At 61.3% G+C, this 16081-nt stretch carries 11 protein-coding genes; 6 read left to right on the forward strand and 5 right to left on the reverse strand.

What is annotated here, in order from left to right; all coding sequences use genetic code 11:
• Positions 1-2: 2 nt before the first annotated feature.
• From AWU82_RS27070 to AWU82_RS27090, 5 genes are read right to left on the reverse strand one after another with little or no spacing between them, the layout of a single operon-like run.
• Positions 3-1622, reverse strand: coding sequence for a DUF2300 domain-containing protein (locus AWU82_RS27070; RefSeq protein WP_064382201.1), 1620 nt, complete (start codon positions 1620-1622; stop codon positions 3-5).
• A gap of 1 nt (position 1623) precedes the next feature.
• On the reverse strand, positions 1624-6189 hold the full coding sequence (locus AWU82_RS27075; protein ID WP_084777011.1) for an alpha-2-macroglobulin family protein: 4566 nt from the start codon (positions 6187-6189) through the stop codon (positions 1624-1626).
• Positions 6186-6851, reverse strand: coding sequence for a DUF1175 domain-containing protein (locus AWU82_RS27080; protein WP_064382202.1), 666 nt, complete (start codon positions 6849-6851; stop codon positions 6186-6188). The genes AWU82_RS27075 and AWU82_RS27080 overlap by 4 nt, the downstream gene beginning before the upstream one ends.
• Positions 6821-8533, reverse strand: coding sequence for a DUF2138 domain-containing protein (locus tag AWU82_RS27085; protein ID WP_064382203.1), 1713 nt, complete (start codon positions 8531-8533; stop codon positions 6821-6823). The genes AWU82_RS27080 and AWU82_RS27085 overlap by 31 nt, the downstream gene beginning before the upstream one ends.
• A 35-nt stretch (positions 8534-8568) precedes the next feature.
• Entirely contained in the window at positions 8569-9360 is a 792-nt protein-coding gene (locus tag AWU82_RS27090) for a YfaP family protein (protein WP_064382204.1), read from the reverse strand.
• Between the two features lie 276 nt (positions 9361-9636).
• On the opposite strand from AWU82_RS27090, the gene AWU82_RS27095 reads away from it, so the two are divergent.
• From AWU82_RS27095 to dxs, 6 genes are all read left to right on the forward strand, one after another.
• Entirely contained in the window at positions 9637-10770 is a 1134-nt protein-coding gene (locus tag AWU82_RS27095) for a Fic family protein (protein ID WP_064382205.1), read from the forward strand.
• 120 nt (positions 10771-10890) lie between these two features.
• A complete protein-coding gene (locus tag AWU82_RS27100; protein WP_064382206.1) occupies positions 10891-12198 on the forward strand; it encodes an AAA family ATPase in 1308 nt (435 codons plus the stop codon).
• A complete protein-coding gene (locus tag AWU82_RS27105) occupies positions 12191-12781 on the forward strand; it encodes a retron system putative HNH endonuclease (RefSeq protein ID WP_084777013.1) in 591 nt (196 codons plus the stop codon). The genes AWU82_RS27100 and AWU82_RS27105 overlap by 8 nt, the downstream gene beginning before the upstream one ends.
• 102 nt (positions 12782-12883) lie before the next feature.
• Positions 12884-13126 carry an exodeoxyribonuclease VII small subunit gene (locus AWU82_RS27110; protein ID WP_007894317.1) on the forward strand — a complete coding sequence of 81 codons (243 nt, stop codon included), beginning with the start codon at positions 12884-12886 and terminating at the stop codon, positions 13124-13126.
• Entirely contained in the window at positions 13123-14010 is an 888-nt protein-coding gene (ispA, locus tag AWU82_RS27115) for a (2E,6E)-farnesyl diphosphate synthase (protein WP_064382209.1), read from the forward strand. The genes AWU82_RS27110 and ispA overlap by 4 nt, the downstream gene beginning before the upstream one ends.
• Before the next feature lie 91 nt (positions 14011-14101).
• Positions 14102-16000: a 1-deoxy-D-xylulose-5-phosphate synthase gene (gene dxs / locus AWU82_RS27120; protein ID WP_064382210.1), complete on the forward strand. Its 1899-nt coding sequence runs from the start codon at positions 14102-14104 to the stop codon at positions 15998-16000.
• Positions 16001-16081 lie beyond the last annotated feature (81 nt).

The raw sequence follows: 16081 nt of genomic DNA on the forward strand, positions 1-16081 counted from the left end.
GTCTATTCCAGCAAAAGGTGACGGGCGAGCCCTTCGATATAGGTTTCATCCTGGCCGTTGGGGTGTGCTTCAAAGGCCAGGTGCAGGTATTCGTGAGTCAGGTCGAGGCGGTCCTGCAAGGACAACACGCCGCGCACATAGATGCGCTGGCGTTCGCGGTCGACGAAGGGGCGGCCGAAGGCGAGTTTGCAGACGGCGAACGTGCTGACTTCGTTGTAGCCGGTTTCGCTTTCCAGCCTGGGACGCCAGCCGCGCCGCTGTTTTTGCAGCCAGTCCTGCGCGGCGGGCAGTGCTTCGCAGGACGCCACCGGGTTGTCCCAGCGGCTGAGGCTGGCGCGCGGATAGGCGTGCAGCAGAATCGCGTCGTAACGCTGGCCGGCATTGGCTTGCTCGACGGCTTGTTGCCAGGCCAGTTTGTCCGGGCCGGGTTGATCGGAGTGATAGGTGACGGTGCTGCCGGCCAACACCAGATCCGCCGTCCATGCGGCGATGTTGCGGGATTCGACGGAAGCAGGACGCGGTGCCACACGTTGACGGTTGCTGCTGTCGTCGATGCTCAAACAGTCGCCGTTACGTGTGGCGTTCTGCAGCAGATACGTGCGGATTGCCACGGCCAAGGCTTTGGCGGCTTCGGCGGGTTCGGGTTTGGCTTCACGCTCCAGCACACGGGCGACGTACTCTTCGCGATCCAGCCGAGCCACAAGCTTGTCGTTGAGCAGAAACAGCTCGCCGTCGCTGTGGATATCCAGCGCATTGCCGTTGGCGAATTCGACGCGGTAATCACCCTGCAACGGGCCGGAGGTCACCGCTCGATTACCGGCCAAAACCCGCGAAACCGGATATCGCGAGAACAGTCCGACTTCGACACAACGCCCTGCTTCCGCCGGCCATGACGTGGGCAACACCGTCGCCAACGCCGAACCGTAACGCCGCAAAACCATCTGACTGGTGCCCCGGCCACCCGCCCAGATCGGCGAGCCGTCCGCCGTCCAGCCGGCGAATCCGCCCTGGCGTGATTGAGGGTCCTGATCGCCGAGCCAGCTCCAGGTTTTCACCCGCAAACGCCCGCCGAGTTCACCAACCACATTGCCGTCCGCCGCGCTCAGCACCACGTCGAGCAGCACCCGGCGCATCTGATCCTGAGCCGGCAACCAAGACAAAACCTTCAGCAAGTCAGCCACGGAAACCCGAGTAGCCGGCTGCACCGATGGCAAATCCAGCAACCACGGCGGCGCCTGTCGCGCCTGCCAATAGGTTCTCCAATCGCCAGCGGTGATACCCAACCGCGCCGGCTCGAAATACAGCCCGCAGGATTTCACCAGCGCCTGATCACGCTCGATCTTGCCGCCAGCGGTGCAGCAATAGACTTCTTCCTTCGACTGCCCGCGACATTCATATCCAGGCTCCCGCGCACCGGTATCCACCAACCACGCATAAACGAACACCTTCCACAGACTGCCCAGCGGTGTCTCCAGCGACGAAGGCATTGGCTCGCGCGCCGTCAATTGCGAGGTATTCAGCGACAGCAGTTCGCCCTTGTAGGCCACGCGCAACGGCTCATCCTGCGCCGTCGCCAGCGCAGGAATCACACACATCAGCAGCCAGACCAGCGGCCGGGTCATGTCAATTGACCGTGACCTGACCGAGGGCCGCTTTCGCTTCCCGGGCCTGATGCTGCGGCGCGTAGACCTGAGTGAAACGCACCGGCGGCAGGTTGAACTGGCCCTTCTGCGAGAACCGAACCAGATGGCGCAGACGCAATTCACCGCTCAGCGCATCCACCGGCACCGCGTAGGCCAGTTGACCCGGTTCGAACCGTGCTTTTTCCAGCGCGGTCGGTTCGGTGCCGTCCTTGCCCTGCAACTTGATGCCCCACGTGGTGCGCTCGACATCGGCGCCCGGCGGCAACGGCACTTCGAGCATGCCGTAGCGCAACGGTTTTGGTGCCTTGCTGGTGAGGATCACCTCGTCCAGATACAGACTGTCGCTGGACAACGGCTTGCTGCCGACCGGCTCCAGTTTGAAAGTGAAGGCTTCGTCACCCGGTACCAGACGCGACAGGCGACGAGTGATGGTCACCGCCATCGGATCGACCGCCGGTTGTTGAGTCTGGAAGCTCAGCGCGGCACGCAACGGACGCTCCTGAGTGCCCGACACCGACAACACGCTCGGCACCGGCGCAGCACCCTGCCACGTCCAGTACATCTCGCCGGTCGCGCCGTAATTTTTCTTCCAGCCTTCGCCCGGTGCCAGCGCGATGGTCGGCGATGCCTGGGCGATGCTGCGTTGCAGCCAGGTCAGCGCCAGCGCACGTTCGAGGGTCGATTGCTGCGGCAACAGGCGTTGCAGCAGCGCGTTCGCACGAGCCTGATCGAACGGTTGCAGCGACAGGTTCAGCGCTTCGGCAAACGGCTGCGAACTGACCGACAAGCGCTGTTGCGCAGCGCCCAGCTGACGATTGAACGCGTCCGGCAGAGCAACTTTCGACTGGGTCGCCAGCGATGCGGCCAAGACCCGCGCCGCCGCCAGACCCAGCGCCGAATCCGGATCGCCCATCACCAGGCTGTCTTCGCCGTCGTCCATCAGGGTTTCGGCATTGCCTTCTCCGGCCTTGGCCAGATCCTCCATCAAGCCGCTGAGCAGCGTGTTGACCGGCAAATGCATCTGCTTGGCAAACGACAGAATCAGCGCCCGTTGCAGCAAAGGTGTGTTCGGCGCCTGCTTGGCGTAGACCTCCAGCACCCGCTGCCAGTGCTCCGGCGGCAAGGTCAGATCCAGCACCTGACTGGCGTTCCAGTCGGCGTAATAGGCGTAAGCGGTGAGGAACGCATCCGGCTCGCCGTCGAAGCCCCACCAGGTGAAGCTCGCCGACGGCCCGGCCATTTGCACCAGGCGCAGACGGCTGTTCTGCATGATCAGGCGCAAGCGGTCGCGGATCTGCGGGCTCGACGCCAGCGACGGATAAGCGATGCTCAGCGGCAGCAAACGGCTGGCGGTCTGTTCGACGCCGCCGTACGGATAGCTGAGCAGATCGTCGAGGGCCGAACGGAACAGCGCTTGCGGGCTGTCATCCAGACGCAGGCGAATGTCGGTGGCGTCTGCCGGCAGGCTCAATGGCGTGTCGCCGCTGGCCACGTCGAGACTCTGGGTCTGCGTCACTTGCCAACCTTCGCCGGTGGCGGTCAGGCGCACCGCGAGGGCGTCGGCAGTCTTGCCGTCCTGCACCAGTTCGGCGGTCCATTCGCCGGTGGCCAATGCGAAGGCCGGCAGCGGCAGGTAGTTGATGCCGTTGCTGAGGGTCACCGGCAGGCGTTGTTCGGCGCCGGCGTAGTGCGTCACCAGTTCAGCCTTGACCGGTTTCTCGGCCTGGCTGAAGGCGAACACGCCGAGTTGCGGCTGATCGCCCTTGCGGAATTTGCTCGGCCCGCTCCACTTCAGGTACAGCGGTTTTTCCGAACGGACGAATTGCTTCTTCTGCCCGACCTGACCGTCGTCGGCAATCGCCCGCGCAGTGATGCGCCAGCGGGTCAGCGAGTCCGGCATCTTGAAGGTGAAGCGAGTCTTGCCGTCGGCGTCGGTCAACAGCTCCGGTTGCCATGCAGCGGTGTCGACATCTTCGCGACGCGGCCGCTCCAGCACTTTCACCCCACGCTCGCTGCGGTTGGCCTTTCCCGGTGCGCCGGGGCTGCCCGGCAGGGCCACGTCGTAGCTGATGAACGACAGGCTCGCACTGGTGCGCACGTTGTTGCGGCGCGGGTGGTAGAAGAACTGGTCGATGGTCGGCGCGACTTCCGGTTGCAGCGCGTAGACCATTTCATCGACCACGCTGACCGTCAGGTGCGCCGGCACTGCCTTGCCGGCGAACTGCGTGGTCAGATCGACCGTCACGGTATCGCCCGGCTGATAGGTGTCTTTGTCGGTCTTGATCGCCACATCGATCTGTGGCGCAACAACCTTGATCCCGGCATTCTGGAAGCTGTACTGACCGCCCTTGGTGTAGAGCACCGAGAACGTCAGGTTCGGCGCGAAGTTGTCCTTCACCGGAATACGTGCGCGGTATTGGGTGTCGCTGAGCTTTTCCAGTTTCAGCCAGTCGCCGCCCTTGGCCAGCAGCGCGGTGGCTTCGACCTTGTCGCGCTCCAGCGACAACAGTGCATCACTGACTGGTTCGGGGAAGGTGATCAGCGCCAGCGCTTCGTCGCCGGCCTTGTACTCGGGTTTGTCGAGGACGATTTCCACGGTGCCCGGCACAGCCTTGACGCCATCGCCGGTGACCGAATGACCGGTCGCGCCCAGCACTCGGCCGTGCTGATCTTTCAGCGACAGGTTGTAGGTGCCCGGACGCTCGAAGGCCACGCTGAAGCCTTTGTCTTTCGCTGCCAGTTTGCCTTCGCCGGTGGTCTGGTCTTCCAGACGCACCCAGCTGTAGCTGCTCGGCACCACGGCCTGCGCCTGTTGGCTGCCGCCCTCGTTGGCGTAGCTGAACGCGACCTTGTCACCCACCGCGCTGAAGCGCTGCGGCGCAGTCAGACGGAAGCTGGCAGCACCGCGGTCGATGAGGATTTCTTTGGTGGTCTTGACCCGGTACGCCGCGCCATCGCTGGCGAACACGGTGAGCATGTAGCGGCTCGGTTTGTCGGCGGCCGGCAGGTCAAGGGTTGCATTGCCCTTGCTGTCGGTGGTCAGTTCGGTGCTGGTCAGCTCCACCGGGAATTGACCGAGGTATTGCAGCTCGTTGTCGACCATCGACAGTTGCTGAGCGCGCAGGCTCAGGGTCAGTTTGGCGTTGGCCACCGGTTTGCCGTCCGGATAGAGCAGCACCAGGCTGCCTTTCACCGGTTCGCCGGTGCGGTAATCCTGCTTGGCCAGGTTCAGCGAGATTTCGAAATGCGGTTTGATGTACTCGGCTACACGGAACGCGCTGCTGTAGGCCTGATCCTTGTAGTTGAAACGCAGCTCGTAACCACCGGCCACGGCGTTGTCCGGCAACTGGAAACGGCCCTGGGTGCCGGCCTTGGAATCGAGTTTCAGATCGAGGCGCTGCAACTCGGTACCGGTGGCATCGAGCACGCTGACATTGACGTCCGCCGCCCCCGGCAATACCGAGTCCCGCGCATTCTTGAATTCGCGGCCGACGATTTTCAGCGACACCCAATCGCCCGGGCGATACAACGGCCGGTCGGTGAACGCGTAAAGTTTGGTGTCGTAGATTTCGCTGTCGTAATAGAAGTTTTCCGAGACGAATACGCCGCCTTCTTCGTCCTCGCCGATCACGAACGAACGCTCGGGACTGACGTGTTTCAGGCGCAGCAGACCATCGGTGTCGGTGGCGCCGCTGCTCATCACGCCGAGGCCGTCGGTCCACAGCACATTGACCTTCGGCACCGAGTTGCCTTCGTGTTTGCGCGCGGCCCACACCAGCAATTCATCACCGGCAATCTTGCTCACCGCCACGGTGTTGGAAACGAAAACCATGGTGGTCGCGCGGTACTTGCCGATCAGCGCTTCGACCAGATAAAGACCCGGTTTCAGATTGCCCAACGGGATGTAGACGTTGCCCGGCGCGACGCTGACGAACTCGCTGGAAGACCCGGCCAGATTGACGCCGGTCGGCGGCTGGATCGGTTTGGCCTGCCACAGCGGATAACGGAACTGGCTGACCACCGGCAGACCCGGAATCAGGGCGAACTGCGGTTGCGCGTCGTACGGCGTCGGCGCGGCGATGGCATTGCCCATCTTCAGCTCCGGCACTTCCTCGGTGACTTGCTGGCGCGACTCGTAAGAGAACGCACGCTGCATCACCCGACGGGACTTGCGGTACCAGTTGTCCCACAGGTACGCGAGGGTGTTGGACAGGCCTTCGCCCTTGAACTGGCCGTCACTGACCACACGGTGCAGGTTTTTCTGGCGCTTGAGGAAGTCCAGCGGCTTGTCGATCTTGTACACGCGGATATCGGCGCCGCCGTAGGGTTCCATGCGGAATCGACGGTAGTCGCGACCCGGCGCTTCGAGGCGCACCACTGCCTGTTCGTCGGCGGCGAAACTGCTGTCGGCCAGCAGGAAAAAGCTCTCACCGGAGACCGGCGTATAGCCGCTCGGCTCCACGGTATCTTCAGCATTCACAGCCGAAAACGGCAGGACTGACAGCAACAGAAAAGGCAGTAAACGCAGCATGCGGGCACCGGTCATTGGGAGAGAAAGTTCAGTCGATAGACGCCGATGAAGTTGGGGTTGGCTGCGTCGGGTATCCATCGGGTGTCCTTCCATGTCATGAGTTGCTGCAGGCTTGCCGAACGCATGCCGTTGTCGGTTGGGGTGGTCGTGCCGGTGTGATAGGCGATGTAGCGGCCCATCCAGATCATCAGGTGCTGGTCGTCGCCCTGATCGAAAAACATCAGATCGCCGGGGCGTGCTTGGGACACGTCGCGGCCGATCAGATGGCTGTTGAACTGAATCAGTTTGATCGCGTTGACGTAGGGCCCGACCTTGCCGCCGCCCTGCTGCCATTGCTGGGCGAGCTTGCGCTGATCGGCGCTCAGGTCCAGCTCCGGCGGCAGGTAACGGTTGGACACGCCATTGCTGCGCAGCCATTTGTCGTCGTGGACTTTCAGCGCTTCGTTGGCGGCGAAACGCACCAGCCCGGCGCAGTCCTGCTGATACCAGCGCGGGCTCGGGCCTTTGCTCAATTGTTCCTGGGCGATGCGCACGAACCAGGCGCGAAAGACCTGGGACTGCTGCGGATCGAGGGCCGGCGCCTCAACGGCTCGGGCGCCGGCGCTGAGCAACAGCGCCAGCAAGCCGAGGCTGCGAATCAGTCCGGTCACAGCGCTTTCCACTCCAGCGGCAGCCATTGCCAGTGACCGTCAGGCTCGCTGCCTTCCGGCAAGGTCAGGGCGTATTTGCCCATGCCGCCGAGGGTGCGCAGTTTCGGGATCAGGTAGGTTTGCGCGGCGTTGTAGAACACCGGCTCCATGTCCTGCGGCAGGCTGTCGAGGGTTTCCTGCTGGATCAGTTGCGCCATTGAGTCCGGGCCGAAGTAGATCGGCATCAGCACGTCTTTGGGCAGCACGTCGGCCATCGGCGGGAAGCGTTTGTCGAGGGTGCCGAGGGCCTTGTCGACCAGTTTGTCGTCGAGGGAAAACAGCAGCGTCGAACCGTGGCGCGCCAGGCTAACTTTCATGAAGGCACGGCCGGTGATCGCGTCCGGATTCTCGGCATCCTTGGCCGCGTACGGGCCGAAGTTGGAGCTGACCTGACGTTGCCAGAGGTGGCTCTGGCCTTCCTGTTTCTCGACCACCGGGAACGCGTGCTCGTCGACCTTGCCTTCGTAAGCGCCGACCATCGAATTGAACAGCGTGCCGATATCCGCGTCGAGCTTGCCGTTGTCTTCGTCGTTCAGACTGGCCACCAGCAAGGGCGTGTACAGCCGCGAATCAGCGTACCAGCACAGGCCCGCCGCGCCGGCCACGTGCTCGGTGAGCTTTTGCGCCACCGCTTCTTCGGCGCCGAGTTTCACCAGCAACGGTTTTTGCGGTTCGGCGGCCACCGGCAAGGTCACGCAAGCACTGGCGCCCAGCGGCATGGCTTGCCAGACCGGTTTGAAATCGAAGTCCGGCTGGTTCTCCAGCTCATCCATGGCGAGATAGCTGTGCCAGCCCTTGTCGTCCATGTCGAAACGCAGGCCGGCGAAGTTCGGGGTAAAGCGCTGGTAACCCATGGCCAGGACGCTGGAATTGACCGACAGCCGCTGCTTGGTTTCCGGCGTCTTGGCCGGCAACCCGAACGCTTCGGGGAACAGTTTTTCGCCATTGAGCAACGCCGCCAGCGCCTGCGGCGAAACATGGCCGGATTCCTCGGAAGCACCACTTTCCGGGTCGTAGAATTTGGCCGGATTGGACAGCACCACCAGTTTGTCGCCACGGGAGGCGAACAGCAGGGATTTGCCGGCGTTGTAGGTCAGCTGATACAGCGGCACTTCATCGCCACCGACTTTCAGGGTGCTGAGCACGCTCAGTTGCGAATCATCCAGGGCGACTTTCGCCAGCGGCTCCAGCACCTTGGCCAGACCGCCGCGATCCATCACCAGCAGGAAATCTTTCAGCCGACCATCGGCGCCGCGCCACAACGCTACGTCTGCCGGTTGATCGAAGAGCTGCTCGATCAGGCTGTCCTGCAGCTTCAGGTCATGCTCGTAGATGATCCGCCGCAGACTGCCGATCAGCCCGAGGCGGTCGGCGTGGGTTTCGTAATAGAAGACGAAATCCTCGGTCAGCGTGGCCTTGAGGAACGGCACTGTCAGCAGGTCCTTGGGCAACTGGCTCAGGGAGCGGGTTTCCAGCAGCGCGTCCGGGCGGCTCAGGCCGAGCTTGTCACTGGCCAACTCCGCTGGTGGTGCCTTGGGTTTGTGCACCAGCCAACCGAGCCCGCCCGCCACGCCGGCGACAAGGCACAGCCCGACCGCCAGTAACGGCCAGCGCCGGGAAGGTTTGCCGGCAGGTGTTACGGCGGCCGGTGCAGCAGTGTTATCGCTCATCTTTCCAGAACCCGAGTTCATCCGTGGCGGGATGCTTAATAGTTGAAAGTCTTGACCAGCAGCAGATCACCGATGGCCCGCAGGGGCACGACGAACGTTTCGCGTTTTTCGTCGACGGTGTTTTCGTTGAGCACCAGCGTGATCTGCGAGGTGATGACCTCGTTCTGGTTGCTGGTCTCCTCGAAGTTATAGCCGCCGTTACCGAAGTTGCCCCAATAGTTGACGTAAACCAGATAGGTGCCGTGCAGCGGCGCAGTCATGGTGAACATCTCCGGGCCGGGACCATCGACACCGTCCGGATCGAGGCCGCCGCCGTTGCTCATCGCCGGCCGCGCCCAGAAGGCGTGCTGGCCGTCAGGCGTAATGACGTGCAGGTCGAGTTCGGCCTTAGGGTCGTCCCAACCGAGCACCACGCGGATCCGCGCCGGCGTGCGCAGGTTGTTGGCTTCGTAGAATTGAACGCGCTTGAGCGACTGGCCATCGGCGCTGATCACTTCGACGCTGTTGGAGCCGGCACCGAACGCATACGGCCGGGCGAAACGGCCCTGGTCGTCGGTGTACAGATTGAGGGGATTGCCATTCACCGCCAGGCTGTGGGGCGGACGCAGATGCCCGATGGCCTTGAGCTGGCCTTCGATCATCGTGCGATTGCGCTGGATGCCGCGATCGATGGGCGGCGTGGGATAGGCGACTTGCGGGTTTTCCGTGCGATCGAGCAGCCCGTGATAGCGCCAGCCGCCCACCGGCTCCGACAGCTCCGCACTCGGCGCCGCCAGCAGCGCGGGCGCGCAGACCAACCCGATCAGCAGCAAAAGAAGTGAACGCATGTGATGCCTCCTGCCATGCCTGAACGAAACCTTGCACCCGATCCTCGGTACTTCACAGCGGTGAAAACTGCGTTTCGTCTGAAAGACCCGTGACTGTCGGGTCGTAGAAGGCGCGAAGGTTAGCGATTCGGCAGTTTTTTAACAATCGGATACATCTGGTTTTGCGGTGAGAATCACGGCAACCAGTGGACGATGAGCCGAATAGGCGTCATATTCGGCTCACGAAATGAGCCGAATAGCACTTCTATTCGGCTCACGCACTCAGGAACGGCATTCATGGCAACTCACTGGATCTGGCAGCAACCCGATTGGCCCGACTTCAACTGGCAGGCAGAGCATCTCACTGCGCTGTTGCGCGAATGCGTTCAGGCGCAGGGACAATTGATGGGCATGGCGGGATCAGTGGGCAATTCACTGAGCGCTCAGACTGAGCTGGACGCTTTGCTGCAAAACATCGTGACTTCCTCGGCCATCGAGGGTGAGCAGTTGAATGTCGGATCCGTGCGTTCTTCATTGGCACGGCGCCTGGGACTGGAATCACCGGATGGCGACAACGTCAGCAAGCGCAGCGAGGGGCTGGCGCAACTGATGCTCGATGCCACTCAACGTTTTGCCGAACCGCTGACGCTGGAACGATTGCTGGAATGGCACTCATGGCTGTTTCCAGAACAGGAGAGTGGTTTCCTTTCGCGAGCAATCAATGTAGGCGCATTACGCGGCGATGAGCCGATGCAGGTGGTTTCCGGGCGAATCGACCGCCCGACCGTGCACTTCGAGGCGCCACCGCGACAAGGGCTTGAGCGACAACTCGACAGTTTTCTCAAATGGTTCGACGCCAGTCAGCATCAGGCAGGCCTCGATCCTTTACTGCGAGCCGGTATCGCACACTTCTGGTTCGTCACCTTGCACCCATTCGACGACGGCAATGGGCGCCTGACTCGCACCCTCACCGATCTGGCATTGGCTCAAGGCGAAGCGCAGGCCATTCGTTTTTATGCGATGTCCGCCAGCATTCTCGACGACCGCGCGGGCTATTACCGGATTCTCGAATCGAGCCAGAAAGCCACGCTGGACATCACAGACTGGCTCGCATGGTTCCTGCAAACCCTGCTGCGCAGTCTGCAACAGGCCATCGCGCGGATTGAAAGTGTGTTGGGAAAATCACGCTTCTGGCAGGCGCACCGGGAATCCGGGCTGTCGGCGGAGCAGATCAAAGTGCTCAATCGTCTGCTCGACGGTGGTGAGCGCGGTTTCGAGCACGGTATCAGCGCAGCGCAGTATCAGTCGGAAACAAAACTGTCCAAGGCCACAGCAACCAGGCATTTGGCTGAATTGGTCAAGAAAAAATGTTTGAAACGGACAGCCGCAGGAGGGCGGAGCAGTCGCTACCAAATCAACTCTCCAGACTGAGTGCGCTGCCAAGCATTATCCAGTTTCAATTCAAGATTTCGACTGGAGCTCAATGTCATCTCATGGTCAACTACGGCCAGAAAATCCGTCGGCAAGGACGGGAAAAATAGAGGTACTCCTGTGAAGCTGCGCAAACTGAAACTAAAGGATTTCCGTCGATTTGAAGACATTGAAATCGACTTCCATCCTGAGCTGACGGTCATTGCCGCACGTAACGGGCAGGGTAAAACCACAATACTTGAAGCCATTGCCACCGCGCTGGGGCCATTTGTCGGCGCATTCGATATGGGCAAATCCAAGCACATTGAGCGAACCGATGCTCGTTACGTTCGTCTCGGCAACAGCTTCGAAAACGAACAGAGATTTCCAGTCATCATTGATGCTGTCCTCGATGATCCCGCCATCCAATGGCAACGAGCACTGCATGGCCCCAAAAGCCGTACGACTACAAAAGAAGCCACCTCACTGGCCAACTGGGGCAAAAACCTTCAAGAGTTAGCACGAACCAAGGCTGCAACTGCTTTGCCGCTAATCAGCTATTACCCAGCTGGACGCCTTTGGATCACACACAACAACAGCTCACGAAAAGCGGTGGTTAGTGCCAGTAGAACCATGGGGTATGAAGACTGCCTGTCTTCTGCATCAAATTTTGTGCAAATGCAGCAATGGATGCGGAAGGCGACAATGGCCTTGCTTCAACAACAAGAGTTGCCGGGTTACGAGCAATCGGATCTGAAGCCAAGAATCACCGGCATTCAAAATGCAGTAAATCTGGTTCTGGAGAATGAAGGCTGGAGTAACTTTCACTACAGCCTTGGCTATGAAGATCTCGCAATGTCTCATCCTGATCATGGGCTTCTGCCAATCAGCCTGCTGAGTGATGGCGTTCGAGCGATGATTTCATTGACTGCCGACATGGCATTTCGCTGCGCGCGCCTGAATGGTCAGTTTGAGGATCAAGCCCCATTGCTCACAGAAGGTATTGTTCTGATCGACGAGGTCGATTTGCATCTACATCCTGCCTGGCAACAACAGGTCCTGGCAGCACTTCGCAAAGCGTTCCCGAAAATTCAGTTCATCGTTAGCACACATAGTCCTCAGGTCTTGACGACGGCGAATCGTGAGCAGATCCGTGTCATTCACAAGGACGAGCAAGGCTGGGTTTCAGAACAACCGGCTATGAGTCCCTTGGCACAGGAATCCGGAGATGCGTTGGCGGGCGTCATGAATGTCAACACCCGCCCTCCGATGGCGATCGTTGAAACTGCCCACGCGTACGAACAATTGTTCCGGGATGGTGCCGGTAACAGCCCAAAAGCTACCCAGTTGAAACAGGAACTGGATAACGCTGGTTACGAAATCTCCGAGGCTGACATGACGCTCTGGACGTTCCTCGCGGCGCAGGTCAGGAAGACGCGTAATGATTGAGTTGACTCACAACCCCGCTCCCCCAAAAGCACTGCTGGATTTCAACGAAACTTATCCCGGCGCGGGACCAGATGATTTTGATGGAGAGGCTTTCCGCCCGGTGAAAAAAATCGTGAAGGCGAGCCTCCATAATGATCAAGGTGGACTTTGCGTTTACTGTGAAATGCCGCTGCAACCCGACACAGGTCAAATTGACCACATCAAGCCCAAGCGCGGTAGTGATGGCCACCCTCACTTGACCTTCTCTTACACCAACTATGCACACGGGTGTATCCGGTCAGACGGATGTGGCCAGCGAAAAGGAGATCGGCTTCTCCCGATTGAGCCTGCTCCCGGTTGCAATGAGCAGTTCTCTTTATCGTCAGATGGTTCACTGGAACCCATGCCCGATCTCAACAGGAGAAATAGGCATTTGGTTCGTCAAACGCGAGATATGCTTGGGCTCCATAGTGCAGCACTCATTCGAGAACGGGAAAAGTGGATAAAAGCGTTCGTCAGCTTGCTCAAAGAACACCCGCAATTGGCGAGAGACTTTCTGAAACAAGCCCCTTTCCGTCATATTTTGCTCAGGTTAATCAGCTAGCGCCTTCGCCATTTCAAGGCTTTGACCCGCCCCGCTCATTTGCCCATACCCCCCCTATCTGCTAGTGTCGCGCCGGTTTAACGTCAACCGGAATTAGCCGCCATGGCCCGCAAAAAAGCTGCACTGGATTTCGAACAGTCCCTCGCCGACCTGCAAACGCTGGTGGAGCGTCTGGAGAACGGTGAATTGTCGCTGGAAGACTCGTTGACCGCTTTTGAGCAGGGCATCGGCCTGACCCGTGACTGCCAGGCGGCGCTGGCCCAGGCCGAGCAGAAGGTCCAGGTGTTGCTGGAGCGCGATGGCGAACTCGCCGAGGAACCCTTCGACGCGGATCAGCCAGAATGATTGCAGCGTATTCGGCCACCAGCCAGGCCCGCGTCAATGCGGCACTGGAAACCCTGTTCAACGCCCCGCTGCCAGAACTGGCGCGCCTTTATGAAGCCATGCGCTACAGCGTGATGAACGGCGGCAAACGCGTGCGTCCGCTGCTGGCCTACGCCGCATGCGAAGCCCTTGGCGGCAAGGCCGAACAGGCCAACGGCGCGGCGTGTGCGGTTGAGCTGATCCACGCGTATTCGCTGGTGCACGACGATTTGCCGGCGATGGACGACGACGATCTGCGTCGCGGCCAGCCAACCACGCACAAGAAATTCGACGAAGCCTGCGCAATCCTCGCCGGTGACGGCTTGCAGAGTCTGGCGTTCAGCGCCCTGCTCGATCCGCGTCTGAGCGATCTGAGCGCGGACATCCGCCTGCAACAGGTCACGGCGCTGGCGCACGCGGCGGGCCCGGCGGGCATGGTCGGCGGTCAGGCCATCGACCTCGGTTCGGTCGGCCTCAAGCTCGACCAGAAAGCGCTGGAACAGATGCATCGGCACAAGACCGGCGCGCTGATCGAAGTCAGCGTCAAGATCGGCGCCTTGGCCAGCGGCCGTGCCGAGAAGGATGAACTCAAGTCCCTGCAGACTTATGCACAGGCCATCGGCCTGGCATTCCAGGTCCAGGACGACATTCTCGACGTCGAAAGCGATACCGAAACCCTCGGCAAACGCCAGGGCGCCGACATTGCCCGTGACAAGCCGACCTACCCGGCCCTGCTCGGCCTCGACGCCGCCAAGGCCTATGCGCTGGAACTGCGCGATCAGGCCCTGCATGCGCTGCGACCGTTTGACGCGGCTGCCGAGCCGTTGCGCGATCTGGCCCGGTATATCGTCGATCGGCGTAACTGACGGCTAATCAGCCAAAAAAGACCAACGCGTGGGCAGGGGGCGATGCATCAGGTAAACTGCCGCATCTTTTATACCTATAACGATTCGCCTGATGCCCACGACGTTTCATGAGATTCCCCGCAAGCGCCCGACCACGCCCCTGCTCGACCGCGCTAACACGCCGGACGGCCTGCGCCGGTTAGGCGAAGCCGAGCTGGAAACCCTGGCTGATGAGTTGCGCCTGGAATTGCTCTACACGGTCGGCCAGACCGGTGGGCACTTCGGTGCCGGCCTGGGCGTCATCGAGCTGACCATCGCGTTGCATTACGTCTTCGACACCCCGGACGACCGGTTGGTGTGGGACGTCGGTCATCAGGCCTATCCGCACAAGATCCTCACCGGTCGTCGCGAGCGCATGGAAACCCTGCGCCAGAAGGACGGCATCGCTGCCTTCCCGCGCCGCTCCGAGAGCGAGTACGACACCTTCGGCGTCGGCCACTCCAGCACCTCGATCAGTGCCGCGCTGGGCATGGCCATCGCCGCCCGCCTGCAGAACAGCGATCGCAAGGCGATTGCGGTGATCGGCGACGGCGCGCTGACCGCCGGCATGGCGTTCGAGGCGCTGAACCACGCGCCTGAAGTCGACGCCAACATGCTGGTGATCCTCAACGACAACGACATGTCGATCTCGCGCAATGTCGGCGGGCTGTCGAACTATCTGGCGAAGATCCTTTCCAGCCGCACCTACGCAAGCATGCGTGAAGGCAGCAAGAAAGTGCTATCGCGCCTGCCCGGCGCCTGGGAAATCGCCCGTCGTACCGAAGAATACGCCAAAGGCATGCTGGTCCCCGGCACCCTGTTCGAAGAACTGGGCTGGAACTACATCGGCCCGATCGATGGCCACGACCTGCCGACCCTGATCGCCACCCTGCGCAACATGCGCGATCTGAAAGGCCCGCAGTTCCTGCACATCGTCACCAAGAAAGGCAAAGGCTTCGCCCCGGCGGAAGTCGACCCGATCGGTTACCACGCCATTACCAAACTCGAACCGCTGGACGCCCCGGCCGCTGCGCCGAAAAAGGCCGGCGGGCCGAAGTATTCCGGCGTGTTCGGTGAGTGGCTGTGCGACATGGCCGCTGCCGACCCGCGCCTGGTGGGCATTACCCCGGCGATGAAGGAAGGCTCGGACCTGGTGGCGTTCAGCGAGCGTTTCCCGCTGCGCTACTTCGACGTGGCAATTGCCGAGCAACACGCCGTGACCCTCGCCGCCGGCATGGCCTGCGAAGGCGCGAAACCGGTGGTGGCGATCTACTCGACATTCCTGCAACGCGGTTACGACCAGTTGGTGCATGACGTCGCGGTGCAGAACCTCGACGTGCTGTTCGCCATCGACCGCGCCGGTCTGGTGGGCGAAGACGGCCCGACCCACGCCGGCAGCTTCGACCTGTCGTTCCTGCGCTGCATCCCGGGCATGGTCATCATGACCCCGAGCGATGAAAACGAACTGCGCAAGATGCTCACCACCGGCCACCTGTATAACGGCCCGGCGGCGGTGCGTTACCCGCGCGGTACCGGCCCGAACGCAACCATCGAGAAAGACCTCGAACCGATCGAGATCGGCAAGGGTGTGGTGCGTCGTCAGGGTAGCAAGGTCGCCCTGCTGGTGTTCGGCGTGCAAATGGCTGAAGCCCTGAAAGTCGCCGAAACGCTGGATGCGACCGTAGTCGACATGCGTTTCGTCAAGCCGATGGACGAAGCGCTGGTGCGCGAGATCGCCAACAGCCACGACCTGCTGGTGACCATCGAAGAGAACGCGATCATGGGCGGTGCCGGTGGCGCGGTCAGCGAGTTCCTCGCCCGCGAGAACATCCTCAAGTCGGTGCTGCATCTGGGCTTGCCGGACGTTTACGTCGAGCACGCCAAGCCGGCGCAAATGCTGGCCGAGTGCGGACTGGATGAAGTGGGGATCGAAGCGGCGGTGCGGGAGCGCCTGGAGCTGCTCAACAAGTAATCACCATCCCTGTGGGAGCGGGCTTGCCCGCGATGAGGTCGGCACAGTCAACATTGATGTTGGATGTACCGACGCCATCGC

The sequence above is a fragment of the Pseudomonas glycinae genome (assembly GCF_001594225.2).
Classification (GTDB): domain Bacteria; phylum Pseudomonadota; class Gammaproteobacteria; order Pseudomonadales; family Pseudomonadaceae; genus Aquipseudomonas; species Aquipseudomonas glycinae.

Bases quoted from the DNA above. Each gene is read 5' to 3' on its own strand.
- AWU82_RS27070 (WP_064382201.1), bottom strand. From the start codon at position 1,622: ATGACCCGGCCGCTGGTCTGGCTGCTGATGTGTGTGATTCCTGCGCTG.
- AWU82_RS27075 (WP_084777011.1), bottom strand. From the start codon at position 6,189: ATGACCGGTGCCCGCATGCTGCGTTTACTGCCTTTTCTGTTGCTGTCA.
- AWU82_RS27080 (WP_064382202.1), bottom strand. From the start codon at position 6,851: ATGGCTGCCGCTGGAGTGGAAAGCGCTGTGACCGGACTGATTCGCAGC.
- AWU82_RS27085 (WP_064382203.1), bottom strand. From the start codon at position 8,533: ATGAGCGATAACACTGCTGCACCGGCCGCCGTAACACCTGCCGGCAAA.
- AWU82_RS27090 (WP_064382204.1), bottom strand. From the start codon at position 9,360: ATGCGTTCACTTCTTTTGCTGCTGATCGGGTTGGTCTGCGCGCCCGCG.
- AWU82_RS27095 (WP_064382205.1), top strand. From the start codon at position 9,637: ATGGCAACTCACTGGATCTGGCAGCAACCCGATTGGCCCGACTTCAAC.
- AWU82_RS27105 (WP_084777013.1), top strand. From the start codon at position 12,191: ATGATTGAGTTGACTCACAACCCCGCTCCCCCAAAAGCACTGCTGGAT.
- AWU82_RS27110 (WP_007894317.1), top strand. From the start codon at position 12,884: ATGGCCCGCAAAAAAGCTGCACTGGATTTCGAACAGTCCCTCGCCGAC.
- ispA (WP_064382209.1), top strand. From the start codon at position 13,123: ATGATTGCAGCGTATTCGGCCACCAGCCAGGCCCGCGTCAATGCGGCA.
- dxs (WP_064382210.1), top strand. From the start codon at position 14,102: ATGCCCACGACGTTTCATGAGATTCCCCGCAAGCGCCCGACCACGCCC.